The following is a 23190-nucleotide window of genomic DNA, read 5'->3' as shown; positions in this document are numbered from 1 at the left end:
CCTACCTTATTCGCTGATTTTGATTTGATCTAACTTGATTGCATCAAGTTCATCAAAGGTGATAATCATCTGCTGAATCAAACGAAATGACGTCAATCCAAATCCAACAGGCCCTGCCAAATATACAATCCACATTGGCAATCCAAGTGCTGGAGACGTTTGGCCAAGGTGAAAAAGCTCCAACACCATTTGAGTTGAATGGAAAAGAATAAAGCATGAGAATGCAAAGAACACTAAGTCAGACAGTAAAGACAAGTATTTCTTTTCTTTATCATCCAACAACATTGCAATTGCATCAATTTTAATATGGCTTTTACGCGAAGCTGCGAAACTCACACCAATATAAACCAACCAAATAAAGCAATAGCGAGCAAGTTCTTCCGTCCAAGACACAGAAATATCTAATGTTCGCGTAACAACCTGAGTAAATATCGCAATAACCATGACCGCGAGTAAAATACAGGCCAGTGTATTTTCTAAATATTTGTCTAACCATTTAATCATAAGGTTTTCCTTATTCCGCCTAGCGGTTATATTCGCCAAGCGGAAATACCGATAGAGTGGCTTATTTCAGTTACTGAACTGCTGATTCTTTTTCAGCTTTGGCAATCTCTTTAGTGAATGAATCAATGATATCGCCACCGATTACATCACGGTATTTATCAACCACAGATTCAGTCGCCTTGCGGAACTCACTTCGTGCTTCCGGTGTCAGTTCAGTGACCTGCATATTGGCCTTAATGGTATCTAGGCTATCGTTATTTACACGGCGGTTAACTTCACGTTGGTAATCCCCAGCCTCAACAGCAGCCTGACGTACTGCCGCTTGATCATGAGCGCTTAGTTTGTTCCAGCTAGCTTCACTAAATATCAGTACCAACGGTGTGTATACGTGGCCTGTATCGGTCATTTGCTTCTGTACTTCATACAAGTTGTTCAGTGCAATATTCGGGTAAGGGTTTTCCTGCCCATCCACGGTCCCTTGCTGAAGTGCGGTAAACAGTTCATTGAATGCCATTGGCGTTGGCGTTGCACCTAGCGCCTTCCAGGCATCGAGATGAAGTGGGCTTTCCATGGTACGCACTTTCAAGCCTTTTACATCATCAACGTTTGTCACTGTACGGCGAGAGTTGGTTAGATGGCGAAAACCATTTTCCCAGAAATCCAGACCAATCAAACGGCGTGATTGCAGCATATCAAGCATGCCATCAGCGAAATCACTGCGTAATACTTTATCGGCTACCGCTTCATTCGGAATCATAAAAGGAAGGTCAAAAACATTATATTCCGGATAAAAGTTTGCTAGCGGCGCAGTAGAGGGAATGGATACATCCAGTGTCCCCAATTGCAGCATTTCAATCGCCGCTCGGTCATCACCTAATTGCGCAGAAGGATAAATATCAACAGTTAAATCTGTTGTTTTTTCAACAAGCTCCTTAAATTTGCTTGCCCCATCATAAATAGGGTGCTGTGTATTAGAGCTCATACTAAAACGTAATGTTTTAATTTGGGACTCACAGGCTAAATTTGCGGTAGTTGTTGAATTATTGCCATTCGTTACAATAGCTGAGCCAATAATGGAGGCGATAAAAAGCCCACCAATGGCTAGAATTTTACCCGATCTAGACATAGCATCTTCCTAATAGGTCTTCTTATATAACGATAGTTCGTTATTTGTAGAGGTTAATTCAGTTGTTCAGATATCTTCTGACTATATGATTTTATTAAGGGAATAAGTGCCTGCATTCTTTCATCAGACATATATTCTTTAATACTGGTAACGGAAATAGCAGCAATAACATTGTTATATTTATTACGGATTGGGACTGCTACACATCGTACGAGATCTTCATTATCTTCAAGATCAAAGCTGTAATCATTTTTAGAGTACTCTTCCATCCGAGACAGCATGGCTTCTAGGTCAACATCTGTTTGTTTTTTGATAAGACGTTGCCACTCCATTTTCGGCATATCAACCATCAGCGCTTTGCCAATGCCGGTCGCCGCCATCGACAATCGGTCACCCACTTGAGAGCGCAATTGAATTGCCCTTTCACCTGGAATCTTATCCAGATAGAAGATCTCATCCTCATCTTTAATCCCAAGGTGCACGGTATCTTGTGTTTCTTCGGCCAAGGCCCGTAGAAAAGGTTTAGCGATTTCTTTTAGTGGCATGTCCTGCTGGGCACGGATCCCAAGCTGGATCATCTTGGTGCCCAAAACTAGGCCGATCCCTTTCACTTCTCGGATATAACGGGCTTCAATCAAACCCTGCAATATGCGGTGTACTGTCGATTTCGGCAAATCCAGCAACTCGCAAATGTCTTTCAATTGACGGTGGCCATCAGCAATAGCATCGATAACCGCGATAGCTTTATTTAATGCTTGATTGCCTTGTTTTGAACTCATACTCACCCCCAACTTCTGATGGGATAAATAATAGCGTGCAGGAATGCTAGAAAATGTGACGATGCTCAACGTTCCATTTCGCGGAACACGGTTCCCATATAGTGGAACTTTTGCTGGATTGTGAACGAAATACAGTGAATATGTGACTCATTGCATTTTGTTTCCCCACAGAGACAACCTTACTTTTACCTCTTATTTATTAGTACTTTACTCCAAATTGATATAATTATTTATAAACACCACTAGCGACGCAAACGATTGCGTTGTATATTCCCTGCCGCAGAACATTAAGCGCTTAAGCTAAATACAAGGATCACCCCATGCTATCGCAATCTAAAAAAGTGTTATTCACCATTGGTGCACTACTACTTTCAACTGTCGCAACGGCTTCAACCGTGAAGAGCGTAACCGTCCCATCACACGAGGCACCAAAGCAGCCAATTCTTATTCAAGGTCCAATGCCTATCGAGGCAGAGTACTTCGCTGACTTGCTTAAGAATGTTCGCATCGAACACAGCGGTAACTTCACTTTCTATATTGGGATGCTTAACGACTACCCAATCGTAGTGACCAAAACCAGCAAAGGTGTAGAGAACACGGCAGCGGCCACTGCGATTGCGATTGAGCGCTACAACCCTCGTGCCATCATTAACCAAGGTACTTCTGGCGGCCACGACAAGTCACTCAATGTTGGTGACATTGTTCTAGGTAAGCGCTCCTTTAACGCCGGTAACTTCAAAACACCTCGTCTTGCTGAAGGTGAAGGCTCGCACCCAATGGATTGGATTCCTATGGATGTGATGGCATCTGAAAGCAGCGCAGGTGAAGGTGATGCCGCAGTCGACGCAGAAAAAGTCCGCTACTATGCAGGTAACGAAGATCTACTGGCTTCTGCTCATGCGGTCAAGGAAACGCACAAGCGCGGTAAAGTCGTTGAAGGGACTATCGCTTCAGCAAACTTCTGGAATAATGAAATCGACCGTATGAATTGGCTACACGAAAACTACGGCACTAGCGTTGAAGAAATGGAAACCGCTTCTGCAGCAATGATGGCTGAAGCCTACAAAGTACCCTTCCTAGGTGTTCGCATTCTATCTAACAACCTGACCAACGGTGGCAAGTACGACCCATCAACAGCGACGGACAACCAGAAATTCGTGAAAAACGTTGTATTGCACTACATCTCAACTCTGAAATAATTCGTTATTCATGAACGTCAAAGAGCCTCCTTGTGAGGCTCTTTTTGAAGCTTTTGAAATAATAGAAGGCCCTATTTAGTCCTCGATTCCCGGTGTTGACTCCCTGACAAATAGTTCACTAGGAATATTCATTGCAAGTTGCATTAAGGGTTGCTGCTTAACCAAAGTATCAATCCGAATTAACGCCTCTTCCCCCATACGTGAATAAGGTAATTCAACGGATGATAGTTGTGGTTCAAGCTCACGACCATGGCTGGCGTTATCATACCCCATCACTGCAATGTCTTTACCTACCTTTAAGCCTGACTCTTTTATCGCCTGATAACATCCCATCGCCATATAATCACTGCAACAGAAGATAGCCTCAGGTCGATTGGGTAACGCCAAAAGCTCGAGTGTTTGCTTATAAGCTTTATTCAACGACCAATCTCCCTCAACAATATAAGCCGACTTTGGCACTAAATTGTGATCAATGAGCGCTTGCTTATAGCCTTCAGATCGCTGAGTAGAGCATTCCATCCAAGATTCACCCGTAATAATGGCGATATTCTTATAGCCTTGGTTGACCAAATGCTCTGTTGCTACGTAACCACCATGCAAATCTGCGGGCAAAATTGAGGGAAGTGATGGGTTATTTTTCGCACTGCAGTTCAACAGTACCATAGGTAAATCAGTTTTAATCTTTAGTGTTAGATCGCGTCGAGTTACTGACGAGGCGTAGATTACCCCGACGTATGTTTGGTTACAGCTAATCTCTGCCTGAATCTGTCGCTCAAGGTTGGGGTTATTACCAAAATAAAAAGTCGAAATAAGATAGTTATATTCCCAAGCAGAGTTCCAGATAACACTGATTGCATCCATGAAAGGGTCATGATCGGAAATAGAATCCAGTATAAGGGCTATCTTCTTCGGTTCCTGGCTTCGTGCAAGTGATGTCTTTTTGGCATAACCGAGTTCATCGGCAGCTGACAACACCTTATTTCGAGTTTCATCAGAAATCTGAATCGATTGAGATTGGTTGAGTACCAAGGATACCGTTGTTTGAGAGACATTGGCGGCTCGGGCGATATCCATCATTGTTACTTTCTTTGCCATGTTTTACTTCATTATGCCCGCAAATATAGGGAAACTTTACCATAAACTCCTAGCCTTAGCATGCTCTAGCCTCCCCCTCTCAGTCAAAGCAATATATCGTCAGCGATAAATACACGTTAGCCTTGCCGCATGCATTACCAAGCAAAGTATTCGAATATCCGAACGGCACGACTAATAATATTAGTAAAGAAGATTTAGCCATACAATCACAAAAACTCCATAAAAAACCGATCAAACATTGAATACAATGTGCTTTCGGTCTCATCATTACTAATTTTCCGTGTCAATCTCGTGACAAAAGTCATAAATGCACAACTAATATTTTGCTTGATATGACTAATATTATTAGTATCTCGATATCAACTTAGTAAAACAAGAACATCGCAGGCAGAAGTCTCCCTTCACTGTGTCAATCATTAATGGAGTTACAATGAATACTGACTCGAACAAAATAGCCATGGCAAAAATATGCCTAGCCTACTTTTTCTATAATTTTTTCTGGTCACTGAGTTCCGGCTCACTGTTTGCGGTATGGCTTAACGACCGAATTGGTATCGACGGTTCACAAATCGGTGTTTTATTTGGTCTACAGACTGGTCTTGCAGTACTGTTCAAGCCGGCATTTGGCTACATGCTAGACAAGCTAGGGCTGAAAAAGCACCTGATGTATTTCATTGCAGCACTTAGCTTGTTAATCGGACCTTTCTATATCTATGTTTACGGGCCACTATTGTCGGACCCATCAACATTTAAGTTTGGTGTTCTTTTCGGCGCCATCTATCTTGGCTTACTTTTCCAAGCCGGTAGCGGTGTTATCGCATCCTATAGTGAGCGTTTTGCTCGTTGCCACGACTACGATTTCGGCCTTGTTAATGGTTTCGGTATTGCAGCATGGGGCTTATCAGCCATCCTTGCAGGCTTCCTTTACAACATTAACCCTAATCTGATTTTCGTTGCTTGTAGTGTTGCTGCTGCATTGATGCTCATATTCATTGCAACTCTTAAAGTAAAACATCTGGATAATGCAGATAACCATGTTATTTCAGCAGAAAAAATTGAAAAGAAAGATGTTATCAAACTACTGAAGAACCCTAAAATGTGGGCGTTCATGACTTACGCCGGCACTATATCCGTCGTATTCTGGACATCTATGTCTCAGTTTACCCGTTACTTTGTCAGCTTTTTCGAGACCCAAGAGCAAGGCATCACCTTCAGCTCCAACATGGATGGTATCTCCGCTTTCTTCCTGTTCTTTGTCAGTGCAAGCGTGCCATTTGTTATCAAGAAGATTGGTGCTAAAGGCAGCCTTATCCTAACCGCATTTGGTATCACCTCGTTTCTGCTAATCATTGGTTATGCCGGTTTAGGTGAGAAGAACCTCTACATGGCAGTCTTTGCCAAACTGTTGTTCGGCGTCGTAAACCCACTACTTATCGTTTCTGTGTTCGCCTATATTGCTGAACAGTTTGACAAGAAGGTGAACTCATTTACCTACATGTTCGGTTTCCAGGTCATCAATAACATCTTTACGGCCATTGCCGCCCCAGTCATGGGAGTAATGTACGATACCCATGGTTTTGCCTGGAGTTACATTTACTTCGGTCTATTTGCCGGTGCTGCAACCATCATGGCCTTCTTCACACTTAGCAATAAAAAATCAGTCACGTTAACTAAAGATAAAGATCTAGTGGCAGCTTAAGCATCAAATACAAAAGGGGCAGTTAGCTGCCCCTTTTGTACATTAATTTATAAAACAAACACAACTTGCATCATATGAGGTTTTACTGTGTCTACTTCAATTATTGAACCTACACAACGTGTGTCTTCCCTCAAAGAAAAGCGTCTATTCAATTTTAATTGTGAATCATTGCCAAGTGAGCTCACCTTTCTACATACTGATGCGTTCATTACCCCAACAGGTGACGAAAAATACGCGGTGAAGATCATCAGTCATGCCAAAGATAATTTTTATACCGCAACCAATATCGAACCGGCAGCACCATGGGATTGGAGCCAACTCCCTAACTTCAGCTTCGCTTTCGATGCATCAAACCTAACGAGTCACTCAACTCAAGTATTCATCAATATCTTCAATACTCAGGGTGAAATGCACAGCCGCTCCATCACCATTCCAGCCTGTCGTAAGGCTAAAACCTACATCACAGAGTTGAAGGGCGATTGCTTAAAAGGTAAAACCAACCATTACTCAGGTTTACGCTCCAATCCCGCACCTTTTGATACCCCCTATGAATACGCCACTTGGATGTGGGGATCTATCAATATGAGCCTGAGCAGCATCTGTAAGATTGAACTCAGTATTCACGGTTCATTACTTGATCATGAGCTTATCCTAGGTAATTTTCGCCTGATCATGTCACCATCAGTTAACCCTGATTATCTCACTGGTATCATTGATGAATTCGGTCAAAATGCCAATGTGGATTATGTACAAAAAATTCACTCTGAATCTGAATTATTAACCCTTCGTGATAATGAACTAGAAGCGTTAAAAGAAGGCAAAATGCCTCAACGTTCAACATTCAGTGGTTATACCGGTGATCAGCGTTATGAAGCCACTGGGTATTTCCGAACCCAGAAAATTGCGGGCAAATGGTCATTGATTGATCCTGAAGGCTACCCGTATTTCGCAACTGGCATCGACATAATCCGCCTTGCCAATGCCTACACCATGACAGGAGTTGATTACGATCATTCAAAAATTGAGCAACGCCAAGCCGATGACCTTACCCCTGAAGACTCAATTGAAAAGGTAACTGTTTCCACTGCAGCAAAGGAAACTGCCTTTACAGCCAGTGACGTACGCAGAAACTGCTTTAACTGGCTTCCAAGTTACGACGAACCACTGGCTGAACACTACGGTTACATGCGCGAACTGTGGGAAGGACCGACAGCACAAGGTGAAACCTTCAGTTTTTATGCTGCTAACCTTCAGCGTAAATATGGTGAGAATTACCGTCAAACTTGGAGTGAAGTTACCATCGACAGGATGCTTAACTGGGGTTTCACTTGTTTAGGTAACTGGGCCGCCCCCGAATTTTACCGCAACGAAAAAATCCCTTTCTTTGCCAATGGCTGGATTATCGGCGACTTCAAGACCGTCAGCAGTGGCGATGATTTCTGGACCGCATTACCCGATCCCTTTGATCCTGAGTTCGAGCAACGTGCCATCGCGACCGTCAAGCAGGTCAAAGCCGAGATCATGGACTCTCCTTGGTGTGTCGGTGTCTTCATCGACAACGAAAAAAGCTGGGGCCGTATGGGGACGATTGAAGGCCAATATGGTATTCCGATCCATACTCTAAGTCGTAATGCTGCAGAGTCACCGACCAAAGCGGTCTTTATGACTGTATTAAAAGGTAAGTACCATACCATTGAAGCATTGAACCAGAGTTGGTCAACCAACTTTGACTGTTGGGAAACAATAGAACAAGGCATTAAAGGATTAGATCATAACCAAGCTCAGCTTGATGATTACGGCCTCTTACTTGAAACATATGCTTCAGAGTATTTCCGCATTGTAGCTAAAGCCGTCAAGTCAGAACTGCCTAACCACCTCTACCTAGGTGCCCGCTTTGCCGATTGGGGAATGACACCGCAAGTGGTTCGAGCTTGCGCCAAACATGCCGATGTAGTGAGTTATAACTACTACAAAGAAGGCTTACACCCAGAACCTTGGAAATTCCTGGAAGAAATCGATAAGCCAAGCATCATTGGTGAGTTCCATTTTGGCGCCCGTGATACGGGTTTCTTCCACCCAGGGTTAGTTTCAGCAGAAAGCCAAGATGAGCGTGGTGAAATGTATGAGCGCTATGTCCAAAGTGTGATTGATAACCCGTATTTTGTCGGCTGTCACTACTTCCAATATATCGATTCACCGATCACCGGTCGTTCTTTTGATGGTGAGAACTACAACATCGGCTTTGTTTCGGTAACTGATGTGCCTTATAACGGAATGGTTAATTCTGCCAAGACAATTAACAGCGCATTATATCAGAAACGATTCAACCCAAAAGCTAAGTAAATATTAGACATTAATACCCTGGCCTTTTAATAGGTCAGGGACACCTGTATCTGCTTTTATATTTTCACCATTTTAATTTTAGAATGTTATTTAACAAGGATTGATAATGGAAACAAAATTATTAAAGTTCGCCATCATTTCAAGTTGTATATCATTTGCCATTTCGGCCAATGCAAATGAAGGAGGATTTACATTTAACGGCTATGCGAAAGGCGGCATTGGAATTACCAACGACGATATCCTAAGTCCTGGCGGCTATAATTGGGCTAACAATGGAATGAATATTTTCCGTTTAGCCGGCAATACCTATACCAACTCCTCTGGCGGCCGATTAGGTAACGAAGCTAATTGGCTTGAGTTACATTTGGGTTATGATTGGGAACAGAAAAATGACATGAATTGGGCCATAAAGTCGAACATTGTTCATGGCGATGGCGGGTTGGCTCTGGATGAACTTGCTATACAAAGCAACGGCATTATTCAGTCTAACCCTGAAGCCGTAATCTGGGCTGGTAAACGTTATTATAACCGTGTAGAAACCTTCCTTACCGATTCGCAGTCTATGTCCAATGATGGATTAGGTTTTGGCCTTGAAAACTACGATCTTGGCTTTGGTAAGCTGCATCTGGGCGTCAGCCGGAATATCTATGAAGAAGCACCTGAGGATGGTGCTGGTGAACTGGTCGCTTTCACCAGTTCGCTTTCCTTTATCGAGCTGACAGACAACCTCACACTTAACCTTTATGCCAATTATGGCACTCCTATGGGACCAGACTCAGAAAACAAAACCGACGATAAGCCTGATGCTTATCAGCTAGCATCAAAGTTATTGCTGTTAAGTAATACAGGTTATGACGAGCTCTTCATCCGCTATTCGAAGAATGCGTCAGGTTCGATGACCCGAAGCTGGGAAGCTTTACCAGACTATCAAATAGGTGGCTTTTGGCAGGGCGTACACTCAGTTACAGACAACTATACTCTCTCTTATATCTGGCAACATGAAACAGCAAGTTTTGACGAAGGGGCACGCCAGCGAGCTGACACTCGTGTCAAAGACTCCCATTGGAATGCCTTTGTTGCCCGCAACAGTTACACCTGGAACGAGCGCACATCAACTGAATTGGAATTAGGCTACGAGTTTATCGACATTACTGCTGTCGATTCATCGCAAGACGGCACAAATTCAGGATACAAAGTGACCCTATCGCAAAACCTTCACATTGCTAGCGACTTCTGGGAACGTCCTGTCATTCGCTTCTTTGTTACCTATGCCGAGCAAGATGTTGAAACTTTAGCTTATGACCGCTGGGATATAGATCTTGATGGTGGCGTTAAAACTGGGAAAACAGACGCACTAACCGTCGGTGCACAATTTGAGGCTTGGTGGTAATCATCTATAAGGTAGCCTGAAAGGTTGCCTTTTAAATCTATAAAAGGAGTAGCAATGCAAGCTCAAAAAAAACAAATAGCAATTTTACTTTCATCTATTGTAATAACAGGCATGGGGAATTCCGCTGTTGCCGATATAAAAGGCACACATATATTAAATGATGAAATAACTGAAAGTTCAAAAAAGCCGAATAATTTTATTGAACTACAACCTACGAATGCACATCACGCAAAAGTAAGTAGAGATAAGAGTCTTCATTCTCCTCATCAACCTTATTTCGAAATGTCATTCGATGCTGTTACCAATGAAGATAAAAATACACTTTGGCCAAGTGTGAAATTCGCACCTAACGTAGGAGCATGGAACTGGAATGACAAAGGAAGTTTAAAATTAGATATCACCAACCCAACAGATCAACCTGCAAATATCATTCTGAAGCTTGTCGATAGTACAGGTCAGATGGGGGCAACAAACAACCAACTCAATTATGCCGTGATGATTGAGTCAGGGAAAACAAAAACTGCTGAAATGCTATTCAACGGCAGTAAACGGCAACTCGATAACTATTGGGGAGGTGAACAGATCGACCTCAGGCAACTTGTAGAGTTCCAGTTCTATATTCAAGGACCAGCCGATAAGCAGACAGTCATAATCAATAATATGGAGCTAATAGATGCATCAGGCGACTTCATTACAGCTGATGAGCGAATCATCGACGCAGGTCCTGTACCAACTTTGGCATTAATCGATGACTTCAGTGGCGATAAAACTTCCGACCTGATAAAGCCATCCCTGAGCACGGCAACGATTAAGCCGCAGACTCAACCAGGGCAAAAACGCCTCACTGTCACCTTTCCTGCAACAGAAGATTACCCTAATATCACGTTTCAACCCGATGAACCGTGGAATTGGTCTGAGCACGGCAATTTCAACCTTGCACTTGATATTGAAAACCCAACCAACGAAGTCATTCAACTTTTTGTTCGAGTAGATCAAGCCAAAAATACGGAATCAGGCGGAACCGCAGATGGCGTGACCGATAGTATGTCTGGCTATGTCACTTTAAAACCAAATAGTGACGGTACTTATTACTTAGCACCGGGCCAGTCATCGGGAGCGATGACATCAGGTTTACGAAGCGAGCCACCTAAACTATCCTATGACGCTCACGCCATCAGCTTTGGTTGGGGAGAAACCAAACTTGACACCAGTCAAATTCACAGTATTCAGCTATACCTACAAAACCCAATTAAAGATGCAGAAATAGCAGTTAGATCTATCCGGCTCATTCCTGATCTTGATTCTGAGATAACCCGATACAAGAACATCGTTGATCAATATGGACAATTTACAGGCGATGAATGGCCTGAGAAGATTCACTCTGATGAGCAATTAATACGTGCTGGACAAAAAGCACTGAAAACGTTGGGTAACGCTTCCCCTATGGCAGATCGTTGCAAGTATGGTGGATGGAAGCAAGGACCCAAGCTAGATGGAACCGGTTTTTTTAGAACGACAAAAATCGACGGAAAATGGACATTGGTTGACCCAGAGGGTTGCCTCTTTTTCATGACCGGTCTTGATAACGTCCGCATGGACGATACGGTCACTATAACAGGTATAGATTACGATGATGCTAACTCTAAAGCTCCAGTGGTTGCTTCAGAGCTTCGTCATTCCATGTTCGAGTGGCTACCAGAGCAGAGCGATCCGCTTGCGGTTAATTATGACTACGCACCCTTTGTCCATTCAGGAGCGCTAAAGCAAGGGGAGGTATTTAGTTTCTACCGTGCCAACCTAATGCGCAAATTTGATACCGATAAACACCAAGCAATGCAGGTTTGGAAAGATGTTACTCTTGATCGCATGAACGACTGGGGATTCACCACACTAGGTAACTGGATCGACCCAATGTTCTACGGCAGTGAGCGAATCGCCTATCAGGTCCATGGATGGATCAATGGCAACCATAAACGGATCAGCACTGGCAATGACTATTGGGGCCCTATCCATGATCCATTTGATCCGGAGTTCATCAATAGCGCTAAGGCCATGGCTCAAGAAGTCGCCTCAAAAGTCTCAGTCAATGATCCATGGCTCGTGGGTGTGTTTGTCGATAACGAAATCAGTTGGGGCAATGTAATGAATGAAGCCAACCATTTCGGTCTTATCGTCAATACACTTAGCTATAGTAGCCAGGAAAGTCCTGCCAAAGCCGCCTTTAGCCAAAGTCTTAAAACAAAGTATTCGACTATTAAGGCGCTGAACCAAGCTTGGCAAACTGGTATCAAATCATGGGACAGCTTCGATCTTTCATTTAACCACCGCTCTGCGCTCACCGATGGAATGCGGGAAGATTACTCCGATTTGTTGCAAATGTTATCTGAACAATACTTCTCTATCGTTCAGGCTGAAGTGAAAAGAGTACTACCGAATCACCTCTACCTTGGTGCTCGTTTCGCCGATTGGGGCGTCACTCCCGAAATAGCCCGTGGCGCTGCAAAGTATGTTGATGTGATGAGTTACAACTTGTATGCCAATGACCTAGACGACAGTAAAAAAGCACATTGGAAAGACTTGCTACCCGAGTTGGACAAACCAAGCATGATTGGTGAATTCCACTTTGGAGCCACCGACACCGGGTTGTTCCATGGCGGAATCATAACCGTCGCCGATCAATCTGAACGGGCAAAGATGTACACTCATTACATGGATAGTGTCGTGAATAATCCATACTTTGTCGGAGCCCATTGGTTTCAATACCTTGATTCCCCTGCAACAGGGCGAGCTTGGGACGGTGAGAACTACAACATAGGCTTTGTTACTGTGGCTGATGAACCTTATGTTGAAATAATTAAGGCAGCGAAACAGTTTAATGCCGAGCTTTACGATAAAAGGTTTAAAGGGTAACAACTGAAAAGGCAACAAAAGGGGCCAAAATACTGGCCTCTTTTTTCATCTTAAGATACTTATGAACAACCAGCAGTCGTCGATTCACGGGCATAAAGCTCACTCGGTAAATTAATAGAACGCTGAAGTAGTGGCTGTTGCTTAATTAAAGCATCGATTCGAAGGATCGCCTCTTCCCCCATTTTTGAATAGGGTAACTCCACCGAAGATAACTTAGGCTCCAACTCCAAACCTAAAGGTGCATTGTCATATCCAACAACGGCAATATCCTGCCCGACCTTAAAGCCCTGCTCCTTGATAGCCTGATAACACCCCATTGCCATATAATCACTAAAGCAGAAAATCGCATCAGGACGATTGGGCAACGCTAGCAACTGCAATGTTTTCTGATAAGCACTTTTTAACGACCAGTCACCTTCAACTTGATATTCCTTTTTAGGGATCATTTGGTTATCGATAAGCGCTTGATTGAATCCTGCAAGTCGCTGCTGGGTCGCTTCCATCCATGTTTCACCAAGAATAGCAGCAATTTTACTGTACCCCTGATTGATAAGGTGCTCCACCGCTTTATAACCACCATGCAAATCGGCAGGCATTATAGATGCCAACGACTCGTCGACACTGGTGCAGTTTAACAGTACAACGGGCAAGTCCGCCTTAATTTTTACTTCAATCTCTTTGCGTGTCACAGATGAAGCATAAATAATTCCAACATAGGAATTATTACAATTAATTTCAGCCTGAATCTGCTTTTCTAAATTGGGATTATTCCCTGAATAAAAGGTCGAGATAAAGTAATCATTCTCCCAGCCTGCATCCCATATTGTATTAATCGCATCGATAAAAGGGTCATGATCAGAAACAGAATCCAGAATGAGTGCTATTTTTTTAGGTTCATCATACTTATGAGTCGTCGCTCTTTTAGAGTACCCCAACTCATTAGCCACTAATAACACCTTGTCTCTGGTTTCATCAGAGATTTGTACAGCATTTGAGCCATTCAATACTAACGACACCGTCGTTTGAGAAACACTCGCCTCCCTTGCGATATCTATCATTGTAACTTTTTTTGCCATCTTTACTTCATATTCCAAATTAAACCGAAAAGCCCGGCACAGAAGCCGGGCAAAACGATTACACACTAATACAACTCATAACCCATGAGTTCATGAATCAGGTTGGCACTTTCTCAGCACTGACCGCTTTTATCTTGATATATAAAATTGGAACAATAAACATCAACACGCAACTATTGCCTATTACTATTGATGAATCATTTATTTCCAATCCATATACAATCCAAAGTGAAACACCTAGAAAAAACATAATATACATAGGTAATGAAATTCCCGATGTATCCCTTGTCTTTAAGGTTTTCAACGCTTGTGGAATAAACGATACGGTCGTGAAAAAGGCAGCAATTAAACCAATGCTGATCATCAACCTTCTCCTTACATTGCCGCTTCCAAAATACGCTTAGACCAGGTCAAGTCAAGATCACCGGTTTCAGACAATGCGGTCATGTTATGTTTTTCTAACAGGCCAAGAACTGGCTCAACATCCTTGAAGGTGTAGCCATAGTCAGAGAAACGGGTCTTAAGGCCAAGGGCGCGGAAGAATTCTTCTGTCTTATCAATTGCAGCATCGATCTTTTCGTCATCAGTACCTTCAGTAATGTCCCATACGCGCTCAGCATACTGCAGAAGCTTCGCCGCTTTCTGTTCTTTCCGTACACGCCACAATGCAGGCATGATAATCACAAGGCTCGGTGCATGGGCAATACCAAACAGTGACGTTACTTCATGGCCAATCATGTGGGTAGCAAAATCTACAGGCACACCAGAGCCAATAAGACCGTTCAATGCCATGGTTGAACACCACATTAAGTTGGCACGGGCATCATAGTTTTCAGGCTGTTCCAGGTTATCTTGCGCCACTTCCACGATAGTTCGCATGATGCCTTCCGCTGTACGGTCCTGAAAACGCCCCTCCGCAGGATAAGTCACATATTGTTCAGCTGTATGGATAAAGCTATCAGCAATACCGTTAGCAATTTGCGACTTTGGCAAGGTAAATGTATAGGTTGGGTCAAGAACTGAAAACGCAGGATAGGCGAACGGTGATGAAATACCGAGCTTGTCTTCACCGTGACTAATAACCGCATGCGGGTTCATTTCAGACCCCGTTGCAGGCAAGGTTACAACTGTTCCCACAGGAATCGACTGTGTAATGCGTTCATCCGTCATTGGGGTGATATGTAGGATGTCGGCTTCATTATCGATAAATGCTTTATTGTGTGCTGCAAGTGAGATGAACTTTGCACCATCCATTGTTGAACCTCCACCCACAGCAAGGATAAAGTTCACTTTTTCTTGACGGACAATTTCTACCGCTTCCATTAGAATTTCAAACTTTGGATTAGATTGAATCTTATCAAATTTAATCACTTCATTTGAAATAGTGGACAGAACTTTATCCAGCGTTCCGATTTTCTCAATGATTGAGTCATATACCACCAGCACTTTTGCATCTTCTGGGATATAGTTTGCCATGCTTTTAGCTGCCCCTTCACCAAACAAAATTCGAGTTGGGTTAGAGAAGTCAAAATTAATCATATTTGCCTCATTAATTAGAGTTTTGGAAAGTGCCAGCACTTAGGATTTGACGTTTTACTTTGTATTTGCAGATGAAGTTCCAATTCCAGCTTGGATCGTATTTGTGGCAAAGGCCCCAAACACCCATCCCCGGAGATTGAACCAGATTATCTGGGTTTGAGTCACGGTAAAGACCAACAGCCTCTGGAGCCCCTTTAATATGGGACATAATTTGAAAATTCAGCCCATCCTCTGCAAATTGAATGGTATTTTTCTCTGGCCCATCGGTAGTAATTAACGAAGCGATGCCGCCATTATGGTGCCACACAGCGACTTCGTGGCCACTGTTGCTAATTGGATTCAGATCCGACCGCTCATAAGGCCCCCAAATGTTGTCAGCAATAGCAACACCGTGCTTAATTTCACGTCCGCCCATATTCATGCTCTCCCCCATTGTCTCCCCTTTGTAATACAGGAAGAATTTACCGTTGAAAAACAAGAGGCATGGATCATGAACTTTATGGCTGTCAAAGCTTCCTTTCTTTTTAACAATGAAACGATTGTCTTCTTCACCTTCCCACTCACCATCCATTGTCGGTGACAAGATTGGCGCATCAGACTTCTTCCATGGACCAAACGGTGAGCTTGCTTCTGCAATGGCAATATGCTCGAACTGTCGGTTAACGTAGGGGTATTTAACCGTTTGGTACACTAAGTAATAACGCCCCTCATGCACTAAGATTTCAGGCGTAAAGCATGAACGATCGTCATAAGCCCCTTCCGACCCTCGTTCAATAGCAACCCCTTGCTCTTGCCAGTATTCACCGTCTTCGGAAGTTGCATGCCATACTTCGGTAAGATCCCACGGAAAAACTTTGTCTTCTTTGTTATCCGAACCAAAACCGACTGTTTCGCCCTCTCCCTTGGTATACCAGCAATGATAAAGCTCTTCGACTTTAATGACGGCAGACGGGTCACGGCGAATAATACCTTCTTCGAAAGCGAAATCGCCTTTCAGTGGCTCAACATCAAACTCAATCAACCACTCTGGTCCGCGTTGATCGTAACCCCGCTCGATTGCACGCTGACTAGCAAGACTCAGTTTTTTAGCCATTATTGTTCCTCGATTTACATGTACCCAGGTTAACCTGAATTTTAAATTAGTTAATTTACTAATAATATTAGCCAAATGATACACTAATATTATTAGCTTACATTGAACTGCATCACACTTTGGGGGCTGATAATCGTATTCTCACAATCAAACGCCATCAATTCGCGACCAACTCAGCTTCGATGTCTTCAATCGATTTACTTTTCGTTTCAGGCAATACCTTCAGCATGATGATGAGACTGACCAATCCCACAGCACCGTAGCTCAAGAACGTATTGCCGGCACCAAAATGTTCCAACTGCCACGGGAAGAACTGTTGAACAAAGTAACTGGTCAAGCTAGTGATAAGTGCGGCAAAAGGAATGGCTATACTGCGTATTTTATTGGGAAAAATTTCAGAAAAAATCACCCACATTATTGGCCCTATCGAGAAATGGAATGCCCCTAAGAAGACAAAAATACCGAATAGAACGTACGAAGCATTAATATTGATGGCTGACTCAATTATAGGTCCAGTCACCAAAGGCAATTCATTCGGGCTGTATAATTCGGCCAAGTCAGCCTTGAATTCAACATCAGAGGAATAGTGCGTACCAACTAAAGCAGCTAACGGTTCTGTTGGTATTTTCTGTTGCTGCAGGCTTGCCACCGCTTGTTCATCCAATTGATAGGTCGCACTGTGAAACCCGTACCATGAAGAGCCATGGGCGATGACAATCAGTGCTAATCCTGCCAAGGTTAACTTTCGGCGCCCCAGTTTCTCGACAAACAAGATCGCGACAATAGTAAAGCTGACATTGACAATTCCGACGTAAATTGTCTGCATGAAACTGCTTTCGACACTCATCCCAATCTGCTCGAACACGACTGGTGCATAGAACAACACTGCATTGATACCAATGACCTGCTGTGTGATAGCAAAAGCCACGGCAATAAATAGCACCAACCGCATCCTGCGGCTAAATAAGTCTTTGACTTGGCCAAGCAGATTGGTGTTGTCACCCGAGACAGTCTGTCTCACGTTCATGATCAGAGGCTCGATCTCATTGGCTGGTACAATTTTTTTAAATACTTCACGTGCCTCGGTAATGCGCCCTTTGGAAATCAACCAGCGAGGTGATTTCGGCACTTTAACCAACAAGACAATCCAAATAATATTCGGAATTAGCTCGAAACCAAGCATAAATCGCCAAACAGTTTCGGTGGTGACAACATCAATCGCACCGATACTTTTTACTAATAAATAGTTGACAATAAAGGCAACCAAACTACCAATCGTTATCAAAAGTTGGTTAATAGAAACGAACTTACCTCGTTTATCTGCAGGCGCAATTTCGCCGATATACATAGACGATATCGACAATGAACAAAATGCCATTCCTCCTATGAAGCGACCTACTAATAAAACTTCATAACTACTCGCTAACGAAGATATAGTCGAAGACAAAGTGTAAAGACACGCTAGACCAAGCAAGATGTTTTTCCGGCCATATTTATCACACAAACTGCCTGTGATCATTAAAGCAACAATTGCTCCAATGCCTGCGACACCAACCACACTCCCCATTTGCATGCTGCTTAAGCCAAACTGTGCAGTCACATAACGCACCACACCTGATATATTTGCTGCATCCAAACCGAAAACAAAGCCACCAAACGCACTAATCAAAGCATATTGTGTGACTCGCCGATTATGATTTATCGCCATAAAACCCCCAGATGATAGATAAAGCTAATAATATTAGTAATATTTAGTAAAGATACTTCCATACGTATTAGTAAAAAACATCGATGAGGGTCACACTTAGCGATTGAATAGTCAGTAAGGTGGCAAGCAAGCATCAAATCTGAGGGGCTAGTCACGAACAAAAGCAAATAATCGCCCCTCCCTCTGGCTATTCAACAAGGTTACCCTGCTCACACAATCTTAGAAAACAGGATACCTGTGTGATTATTCGTGACGCTTTAACCCAAGTCCGCATGCCAATATACCTGCCAACGTGAACAAAACGACAACAACAAGCATGAGGTCTACATGAAACCTACAGCAGTGGCAGTAATACTCTCAGGTATCCTATTTGGCAGCTTTGCTAACGCCAATGAAAATAACGTTATCCATAACCCTGGTTTTGAAGACAAAGGGTTAGGCTGGAGTTACTGGTTCTCCAATATTCGCAGCGACGGTGCCTATGAAGGGACGTACCGTGGCCGTATCGCAATTGGTGCCGAACACCATATCAGCCAAGTTATCACCGTTCCTGAAACGGCATATTATGACTTGTCAGCTTTCATACAGAGCGACAAGAAAGGCGGGAAGTTTGGTCTGAAGAATCTCGCAGGTGAAGTGTTAGTATTCGATAAATTTGGTAAGAACAAAGAATACTCACTCAATAAGATTAAAAATATTGCGCTTGAGGAGGGAGAAATCTTATCAGTTTATTTCTCAGGCTCCGACCAGAGTGCAGTCAGCATAGATAATGTGTCTTTAACAAAATCGAAAAAAGACAAACAGCCGACGTTCAATCAAATTATTCAGTTCAATGTCGCGGAGCAAACCGGTACCACAACCATTAACCGGAACAAGCAACGCATCGAATTTTCAGTCCCCTTTGCGACAGATATTACCCAACTGAGCATCAGCAATCTTCTCGCATCCGCACAAAGCCAAACCAGTTTACGACAGGGCGATATTGTTGATTTCACAAAACCCGTTTCAGTATATGTGGTCAATGAAAAAGGCAAAGCGGAGAAGTGGAAAGTGACCGCTATCGAGAGCAACAAAGAGGTTACTATTGCATCGTCTAACGAGGAGTTAGAAGACGCCTTTAACTGGGCGATTGATAAAACCAAACAGTTCGTCATGACGGGGCAAGCAGGCCTGCTCAACCGTGACGAAAACAACAATGACGGCAGCGGCACTGCTGATTATATCCCATCGTATTGGGCTGGCTATTTTGACCGTACCGCTTTCTATTCCCGAGACTTCCTTCACCAAGCCAGTGGTGGGTGGTTAGCTGGCTTAGGAGCGGAAAACCTATCGATGTTCCAAACCTTTGCCCGCCACTCTACCGAGCCGCGTAAGTGGTATACCTTGTGGGCAATCAACTTCGACGGTACGCCACACACTATCGATTACCACCACGATGACTACTTTGTTCGCGAAGTACCGGCGCAATTTGAATTTATCGAAAAGGCCTTTGAGCAGTATCGCTGGACGGGTGATGAGCGCTATATTAATGATCCAGACTTATGGCAGTTCTACACAAAAGTATTGACCGACTACATCGCTCTGCATGATGACCAAGAGCCAAATGGTATTGCCGAGGGCTATGGTGGGATCTTCGAGGGATCGGCGACTTACAATGAACGTGGTGAATTCCCAATTGAAGCCGGTGATGGTATCGGTTCACAATACCAAGCGACAGTCGCATACGCTGAAATGCTTAGCGCCCGAGGTGAAGACGCACTTGCGGCTGAATGGGAAGAAAAAGCCACTGAACTCAAGCGTTTCTTCAATGAAGAATGGAGTATAAAAGATCCAGCCAAGCCGAATGACAACTACGTCAATATTATTCAGAAGGCTATGTTCCCTTTAAGTGTTGCTATACTTTTAGTAGGCAATCACGGAGGGAACTCCTATGCTTCAAACAGATTTCCGCAAGCTGGTAAAACTGCTTCCCCAACTGACTGACAATCAGTCAGCATTATTGGAACAGCTCCTAAAAGGAACTGAGCCAACATCTCAAATAATCCATGAACTTGAGCAGCGTATTGTTGAGTCGCCTGAGTGCCCTCACTGCCATAGCTCACTCATTAATCGTCATGGGAAAGTAAATGATATGCAGCGCTACCGTTGCAAGAACTGTTCAAAAACGTTTGTAGCGACAACTGGAACACCACTTGCTCGTTTGAGGTACAAGGAACAATGGGCTCACTACATGAAATGTATGCTCGACAGTAAAGTTCTTCGAGTCTGTGCTAGAGAGTGCAATATCAACTTGAAAACGTCATTTCGATGGCGGCACCGCTTTCTTCAATTACCAGCAACACTAAATGCATCAAAGCTTGAAGGGATAATTGAGGCAGATGAAACACTGTTTCCATATTCAGAGAAAGGCTCAAAAAAGCTAAAGCGCAAACCGAGAAAGCGAGGGATGCGAGCGCTTAAACGTGGCCGCTCTAAAGAAGATTGGGTTCCTGTGTTAACCGTAAGAGATAGAGGGAAACATACTTTCGAATCGGTATTACCCGACGTGAAAGAAGAAACGCTTGTAAATGAACTCAAAGGGAAGCTTGAAAAAGATAGTGTGCTCTGCACCGATGGTCATAAATCTTATATCAGCTTATGCAAAAACAACGACTTAGTTCATAAGCAACTGAATATATCTGCTGGGATTAGAGTTATTGACCAAGTGTTTCACGTTCAAAACGTGAATGCTTACCACAGCCGAACTAAGGAATGGATGAAACGCTTCCATGGAGTAGCAACAAAGTATCTAGCGCATTATCTTGGTTGGCATAGGTATATGGACGTTACTGAAGAACTTAACGAAAACATAATGTTAAGTCTTCAGCAACAGTTAAAGGGAACATAGCCATTCAGAAAGATGGTTTACGCCTAAATGACTTTGGTAAAGAAAACAGCTGGTTCATGCCAATGAAGCTTATTACCGAGCCTGGCAAACGCAACAATAAATACCTCGATTTCATTTCAGCCAACTTAGGTGATGGCATTGGCTCAACCCCTGAATCGCCGAACAACATTGAGGCTTATACCTATATTCCGGAAACCTACTTCCCTTACAACCGTAATGAAGAAGCCTGGAAATGGATGAACTACATCATCAACAAGAAAGATCTTCCTCATGAGCGACCAACCCAAGGAACCAATGGTGATTACCCTGAAATCTCCTTCACCTTTGTTTCGAATACCATTGAAGGCCTGATGGGTATAGAGCCGAATGCGCCTGAAAACCGTATTGTGACCGCCTCTCACCTGCCACAAGATGTTGAGTGGTTGGAAGTTGAGTACTTACCTATGGGCGACCATGAACTGGCTATTCGTCACAACGGCTTGACTGAAACAAACCTGACTAATACCTCCGAAGAGGATCTAGAATGGGAAGCCCGCTTCTACGGCAAACATGACAGTATTACGGTTAATGGTACCGCTGTGAAGGCCAAGAAGAAGAAGGTCAACGGCGTTAAATTGAGCTATGCGATTGTTGATGTTCCAGCCAATGGCGAAGCCATAGCGAGCGTGATAACGCAGTAACTGTCGCTCACCTTCGATAGTGTATTAGGTACTCAACAGACCAAAAACCAGCATACTTCCGTGTGCTGGTTTTATTAGATTTCGACAACGTAATCGTATTGCCATCTGAAATTAAGACTTGTGAGTGAGTGCTCGAATACTCTCAAAAGACAACGCTAGAATCAGCATACCTATCACCAACGAAAAGCCCACACCGGCGAGGTAGTCGAGTTGATCGGGTGTAATAGTCAGAAACGGCTCATTTACCTCCACCTTGACGTTGGCTTGAAACTCTTGTCTCACTTGGATGACTTGTTCAGGGCTTAGCATCATGTCTTTCATAGTATTTTTCTTGTTGTTTAAAGACACCAACAGTGGGTGGCAATGAAAGCAGAGACCACACATGTACGCATTGTTCTGCTAAATAGTTAACGCGTTGCTATCCCCCCCATAGAAAACAATGTTTCAGCATGTACGACCAATACTTAATCAAATAATAGCCAAGCATATGGTATATATCGAACAACTTTATGCCACAGAGCGTAATTAAGCAGCAGCCTCTGACTTTTTCACTTGCGAATAAAAAACATTGTTTTACAACAAGCATTCTACTTGTATAGTGACGACAATAATTTGACACCAAGAGCATAAACGATGAATAACAAAGGCTTTACCTTAATTGAAATGGTCGCCGTAATTGTTCTTCTAGGTATACTCGCTATCACTGCCGCCCCACGCTTTTTAGGGCTTACAACGGATGCGAGAATAGCCACATTAGATGGTTTTAGCGCTTCATTTGAGGTTGCAAGTGAGCTGGTTCATAGTAAAGCGATAATGAACGGTTTAGAGGATAGTAAAGAAACGGTAAAACTTCCGGGGACTAACATTAGTGTTAATAATGGCTATATGCTGTTAAAACAAGAGAGTATTGATGAGGCAATGAACATCAGCGGAGTTAGCTTTACTTTTTACAGTGACGGTAAGGAAGCCTATTTCTACCTTGGTGAAATAGCGAAATATCCAGAACAAATACAGAAAGAACACTGCTACGTTCATATCCAACGAGCCATAGACCCTGCTACCTCCCAACTATTTCAGCCCGTTGTGATTAAACACTATCAAGGCTGCTAATCAACGATATATAAAAGCCACCCTTATTGGTGGCCCTTATCATTGTTATTCC

17 protein-coding genes and 2 pseudogenes are annotated in these 23190 nt (G+C 43.3%); 9 read left to right on the top strand and 10 right to left on the bottom strand.

Annotated features, from left to right (window positions below; translation table 11 throughout):
- Positions 1–6 precede the first annotated feature (6 nt).
- The 3 genes from ACVA58_RS13210 to ACVA58_RS13200 all read right to left on the bottom strand — a co-directional run bounded on the left by ACVA58_RS13210 (position 7) and on the right by ACVA58_RS13200 (position 2409).
- Entirely contained in the window at positions 7–504 is a 498-nt protein-coding gene (locus ACVA58_RS13210; protein ID WP_446510900.1) for a TRAP transporter small permease, read from the bottom strand.
- Positions 505–574: 70 nt separating this feature from the next.
- A complete protein-coding gene (locus tag ACVA58_RS13205) occupies positions 575–1630 on the bottom strand; it encodes a TRAP transporter substrate-binding protein (RefSeq protein WP_446510899.1) in 1056 nt (351 codons plus the stop codon).
- 53 nt (positions 1631–1683) lie between these two features.
- A complete protein-coding gene (locus tag ACVA58_RS13200; protein WP_446510898.1) occupies positions 1684–2409 on the bottom strand; it encodes an IclR family transcriptional regulator in 726 nt (241 codons plus the stop codon).
- Between the two features lie 320 nt (positions 2410–2729).
- Between ACVA58_RS13200 and ACVA58_RS13195 the strand changes: the two genes are divergently transcribed.
- Positions 2730–3608 carry a 5'-methylthioadenosine/S-adenosylhomocysteine nucleosidase gene (locus ACVA58_RS13195; RefSeq protein ID WP_446510897.1) on the top strand — a complete coding sequence of 293 codons (879 nt, stop codon included), beginning with the start codon at positions 2730–2732 and terminating at the stop codon, positions 3606–3608.
- A 75-nt stretch (positions 3609–3683) separates the two neighbouring features.
- Here ACVA58_RS13195 and ACVA58_RS13190 read toward each other — a convergent pair whose 3' ends face one another.
- Positions 3684–4703, bottom strand: a complete 1020-nt coding sequence (locus ACVA58_RS13190) for a LacI family DNA-binding transcriptional regulator (protein WP_446510896.1) — start codon at positions 4701–4703, stop codon at positions 3684–3686.
- A 430-nt stretch (positions 4704–5133) separates the two neighbouring features.
- Here ACVA58_RS13190 and ACVA58_RS13185 point away from each other — a divergent pair, with 430 nt between their 5' ends.
- The 4 genes from ACVA58_RS13185 to ACVA58_RS13170 all read left to right on the top strand — a co-directional run bounded on the left by ACVA58_RS13185 (position 5134) and on the right by ACVA58_RS13170 (position 13045).
- Positions 5134–6402: an oligosaccharide MFS transporter gene (locus ACVA58_RS13185; RefSeq protein ID WP_446510895.1), complete on the top strand. Its 1269-nt coding sequence runs from the start codon at positions 5134–5136 to the stop codon at positions 6400–6402.
- Positions 6403–6489: 87 nt separating this feature from the next.
- Positions 6490–8745, top strand: a complete 2256-nt coding sequence (locus ACVA58_RS13180) for a beta-galactosidase (RefSeq protein WP_446510894.1) — start codon at positions 6490–6492, stop codon at positions 8743–8745.
- A gap of 106 nt (positions 8746–8851) precedes the next feature.
- Complete coding sequence (locus ACVA58_RS13175) at positions 8852–10135, top strand: carbohydrate porin (protein WP_446510893.1); 1284 nt, start codon at positions 8852–8854, stop codon at positions 10133–10135.
- Positions 10136–10189: 54 nt separating this feature from the next.
- Complete coding sequence (locus tag ACVA58_RS13170) at positions 10190–13045, top strand: beta-galactosidase (RefSeq protein WP_446510892.1); 2856 nt, start codon at positions 10190–10192, stop codon at positions 13043–13045.
- 59 nt (positions 13046–13104) lie between these two features.
- Here the strand turns inward: ACVA58_RS13170 and ACVA58_RS13165 are convergent, their stop codons facing one another.
- From ACVA58_RS13165 to ACVA58_RS13145, 5 genes are all read right to left on the bottom strand, one after another.
- Positions 13105–14121, bottom strand: coding sequence for a LacI family DNA-binding transcriptional regulator (locus ACVA58_RS13165; RefSeq protein WP_446510891.1), 1017 nt, complete (start codon positions 14119–14121; stop codon positions 13105–13107).
- 97 nt (positions 14122–14218) lie between these two features.
- On the bottom strand, positions 14219–14485 hold the full coding sequence (locus ACVA58_RS13160) for a SemiSWEET transporter (protein WP_446510890.1): 267 nt from the start codon (positions 14483–14485) through the stop codon (positions 14219–14221).
- Positions 14486–14496: 11 nt separating this feature from the next.
- A complete protein-coding gene (locus tag ACVA58_RS13155; RefSeq protein ID WP_446510889.1) occupies positions 14497–15660 on the bottom strand; it encodes an iron-containing alcohol dehydrogenase in 1164 nt (387 codons plus the stop codon).
- Between the two features lie 10 nt (positions 15661–15670).
- Positions 15671–16753 carry a glycoside hydrolase family 117 protein gene (locus tag ACVA58_RS13150; RefSeq protein ID WP_446510888.1) on the bottom strand — a complete coding sequence of 361 codons (1083 nt, stop codon included), beginning with the start codon at positions 16751–16753 and terminating at the stop codon, positions 15671–15673.
- A gap of 157 nt (positions 16754–16910) precedes the next feature.
- Complete coding sequence (locus tag ACVA58_RS13145) at positions 16911–18461, bottom strand: MFS transporter (RefSeq protein ID WP_446510887.1); 1551 nt, start codon at positions 18459–18461, stop codon at positions 16911–16913.
- 327 nt (positions 18462–18788) lie between these two features.
- On the opposite strand from ACVA58_RS13145, the pseudogene ACVA58_RS13140 reads away from it, so the two are divergent.
- The 3 genes and pseudogenes from ACVA58_RS13140 to ACVA58_RS13130 all read left to right on the top strand — a co-directional run.
- A pseudogene (locus ACVA58_RS13140) lies at positions 18789–20333 on the top strand (hypothetical protein); the annotation flags it as partial.
- A 58-nt stretch (positions 20334–20391) separates the two neighbouring features.
- Complete coding sequence (locus ACVA58_RS13135; protein WP_446510886.1) at positions 20392–21348, top strand: IS1595 family transposase; 957 nt, start codon at positions 20392–20394, stop codon at positions 21346–21348.
- A gap of 2 nt (positions 21349–21350) precedes the next feature.
- Positions 21351–22028, top strand: a pseudogene (locus ACVA58_RS13130) (hypothetical protein); the annotation flags it as partial.
- A 111-nt stretch (positions 22029–22139) separates the two neighbouring features.
- On the opposite strand, the gene ACVA58_RS13125 reads toward ACVA58_RS13130, so the two are convergent.
- Positions 22140–22349, bottom strand: a complete 210-nt coding sequence (locus ACVA58_RS13125; protein WP_446510885.1) for a hypothetical protein — start codon at positions 22347–22349, stop codon at positions 22140–22142.
- Between the two features lie 312 nt (positions 22350–22661).
- Between ACVA58_RS13125 and ACVA58_RS13120 the strand changes: the two genes are divergently transcribed.
- The gene (locus ACVA58_RS13120; protein ID WP_446510884.1) at positions 22662–23138 is read left to right on the top strand and encodes a pilus assembly FimT family protein; all 477 of its coding nucleotides are present in this window, start codon (positions 22662–22664) and stop codon (positions 23136–23138) included.
- The last annotated feature ends 52 nt before the right edge of the window (positions 23139–23190 follow it).

Source organism: Photobacterium sp. DNB22_13_2 (assembly GCF_052873915.1).
Note: the sequence above shows the minus strand (reverse complement) of the source record. Positions and strands in the feature narration are given on the sequence as shown.

What these genes read in the sequence shown, in the direction of transcription:
- ACVA58_RS13210 (WP_446510900.1), bottom strand. Translation starts at nt 504, where the DNA reads ATGATTAAATGGTTAGACAAATATTTAGAAAATACACTGGCCTGTATT.
- ACVA58_RS13205 (WP_446510899.1), bottom strand. Translation starts at nt 1,630, where the DNA reads ATGTCTAGATCGGGTAAAATTCTAGCCATTGGTGGGCTTTTTATCGCC.
- ACVA58_RS13200 (WP_446510898.1), bottom strand. Translation starts at nt 2,409, where the DNA reads ATGAGTTCAAAACAAGGCAATCAAGCATTAAATAAAGCTATCGCGGTT.
- ACVA58_RS13195 (WP_446510897.1), top strand. Translation starts at nt 2,730, where the DNA reads ATGCTATCGCAATCTAAAAAAGTGTTATTCACCATTGGTGCACTACTA.
- ACVA58_RS13190 (WP_446510896.1), bottom strand. Translation starts at nt 4,703, where the DNA reads ATGGCAAAGAAAGTAACAATGATGGATATCGCCCGAGCCGCCAATGTC.
- ACVA58_RS13185 (WP_446510895.1), top strand. Translation starts at nt 5,134, where the DNA reads ATGAATACTGACTCGAACAAAATAGCCATGGCAAAAATATGCCTAGCC.
- ACVA58_RS13175 (WP_446510893.1), top strand. Translation starts at nt 8,852, where the DNA reads ATGGAAACAAAATTATTAAAGTTCGCCATCATTTCAAGTTGTATATCA.
- ACVA58_RS13170 (WP_446510892.1), top strand. Translation starts at nt 10,190, where the DNA reads ATGCAAGCTCAAAAAAAACAAATAGCAATTTTACTTTCATCTATTGTA.
- ACVA58_RS13165 (WP_446510891.1), bottom strand. Translation starts at nt 14,121, where the DNA reads ATGGCAAAAAAAGTTACAATGATAGATATCGCAAGGGAGGCGAGTGTT.
- ACVA58_RS13160 (WP_446510890.1), bottom strand. Translation starts at nt 14,485, where the DNA reads ATGATCAGCATTGGTTTAATTGCTGCCTTTTTCACGACCGTATCGTTT.
- ACVA58_RS13155 (WP_446510889.1), bottom strand. Translation starts at nt 15,660, where the DNA reads ATGATTAATTTTGACTTCTCTAACCCAACTCGAATTTTGTTTGGTGAA.
- ACVA58_RS13150 (WP_446510888.1), bottom strand. Translation starts at nt 16,753, where the DNA reads ATGGCTAAAAAACTGAGTCTTGCTAGTCAGCGTGCAATCGAGCGGGGT.
- ACVA58_RS13145 (WP_446510887.1), bottom strand. Translation starts at nt 18,461, where the DNA reads ATGGCGATAAATCATAATCGGCGAGTCACACAATATGCTTTGATTAGT.
- ACVA58_RS13135 (WP_446510886.1), top strand. Translation starts at nt 20,392, where the DNA reads ATGCTTCAAACAGATTTCCGCAAGCTGGTAAAACTGCTTCCCCAACTG.
- ACVA58_RS13125 (WP_446510885.1), bottom strand. Translation starts at nt 22,349, where the DNA reads ATGAAAGACATGATGCTAAGCCCTGAACAAGTCATCCAAGTGAGACAA.
- ACVA58_RS13120 (WP_446510884.1), top strand. Translation starts at nt 22,662, where the DNA reads ATGAATAACAAAGGCTTTACCTTAATTGAAATGGTCGCCGTAATTGTT.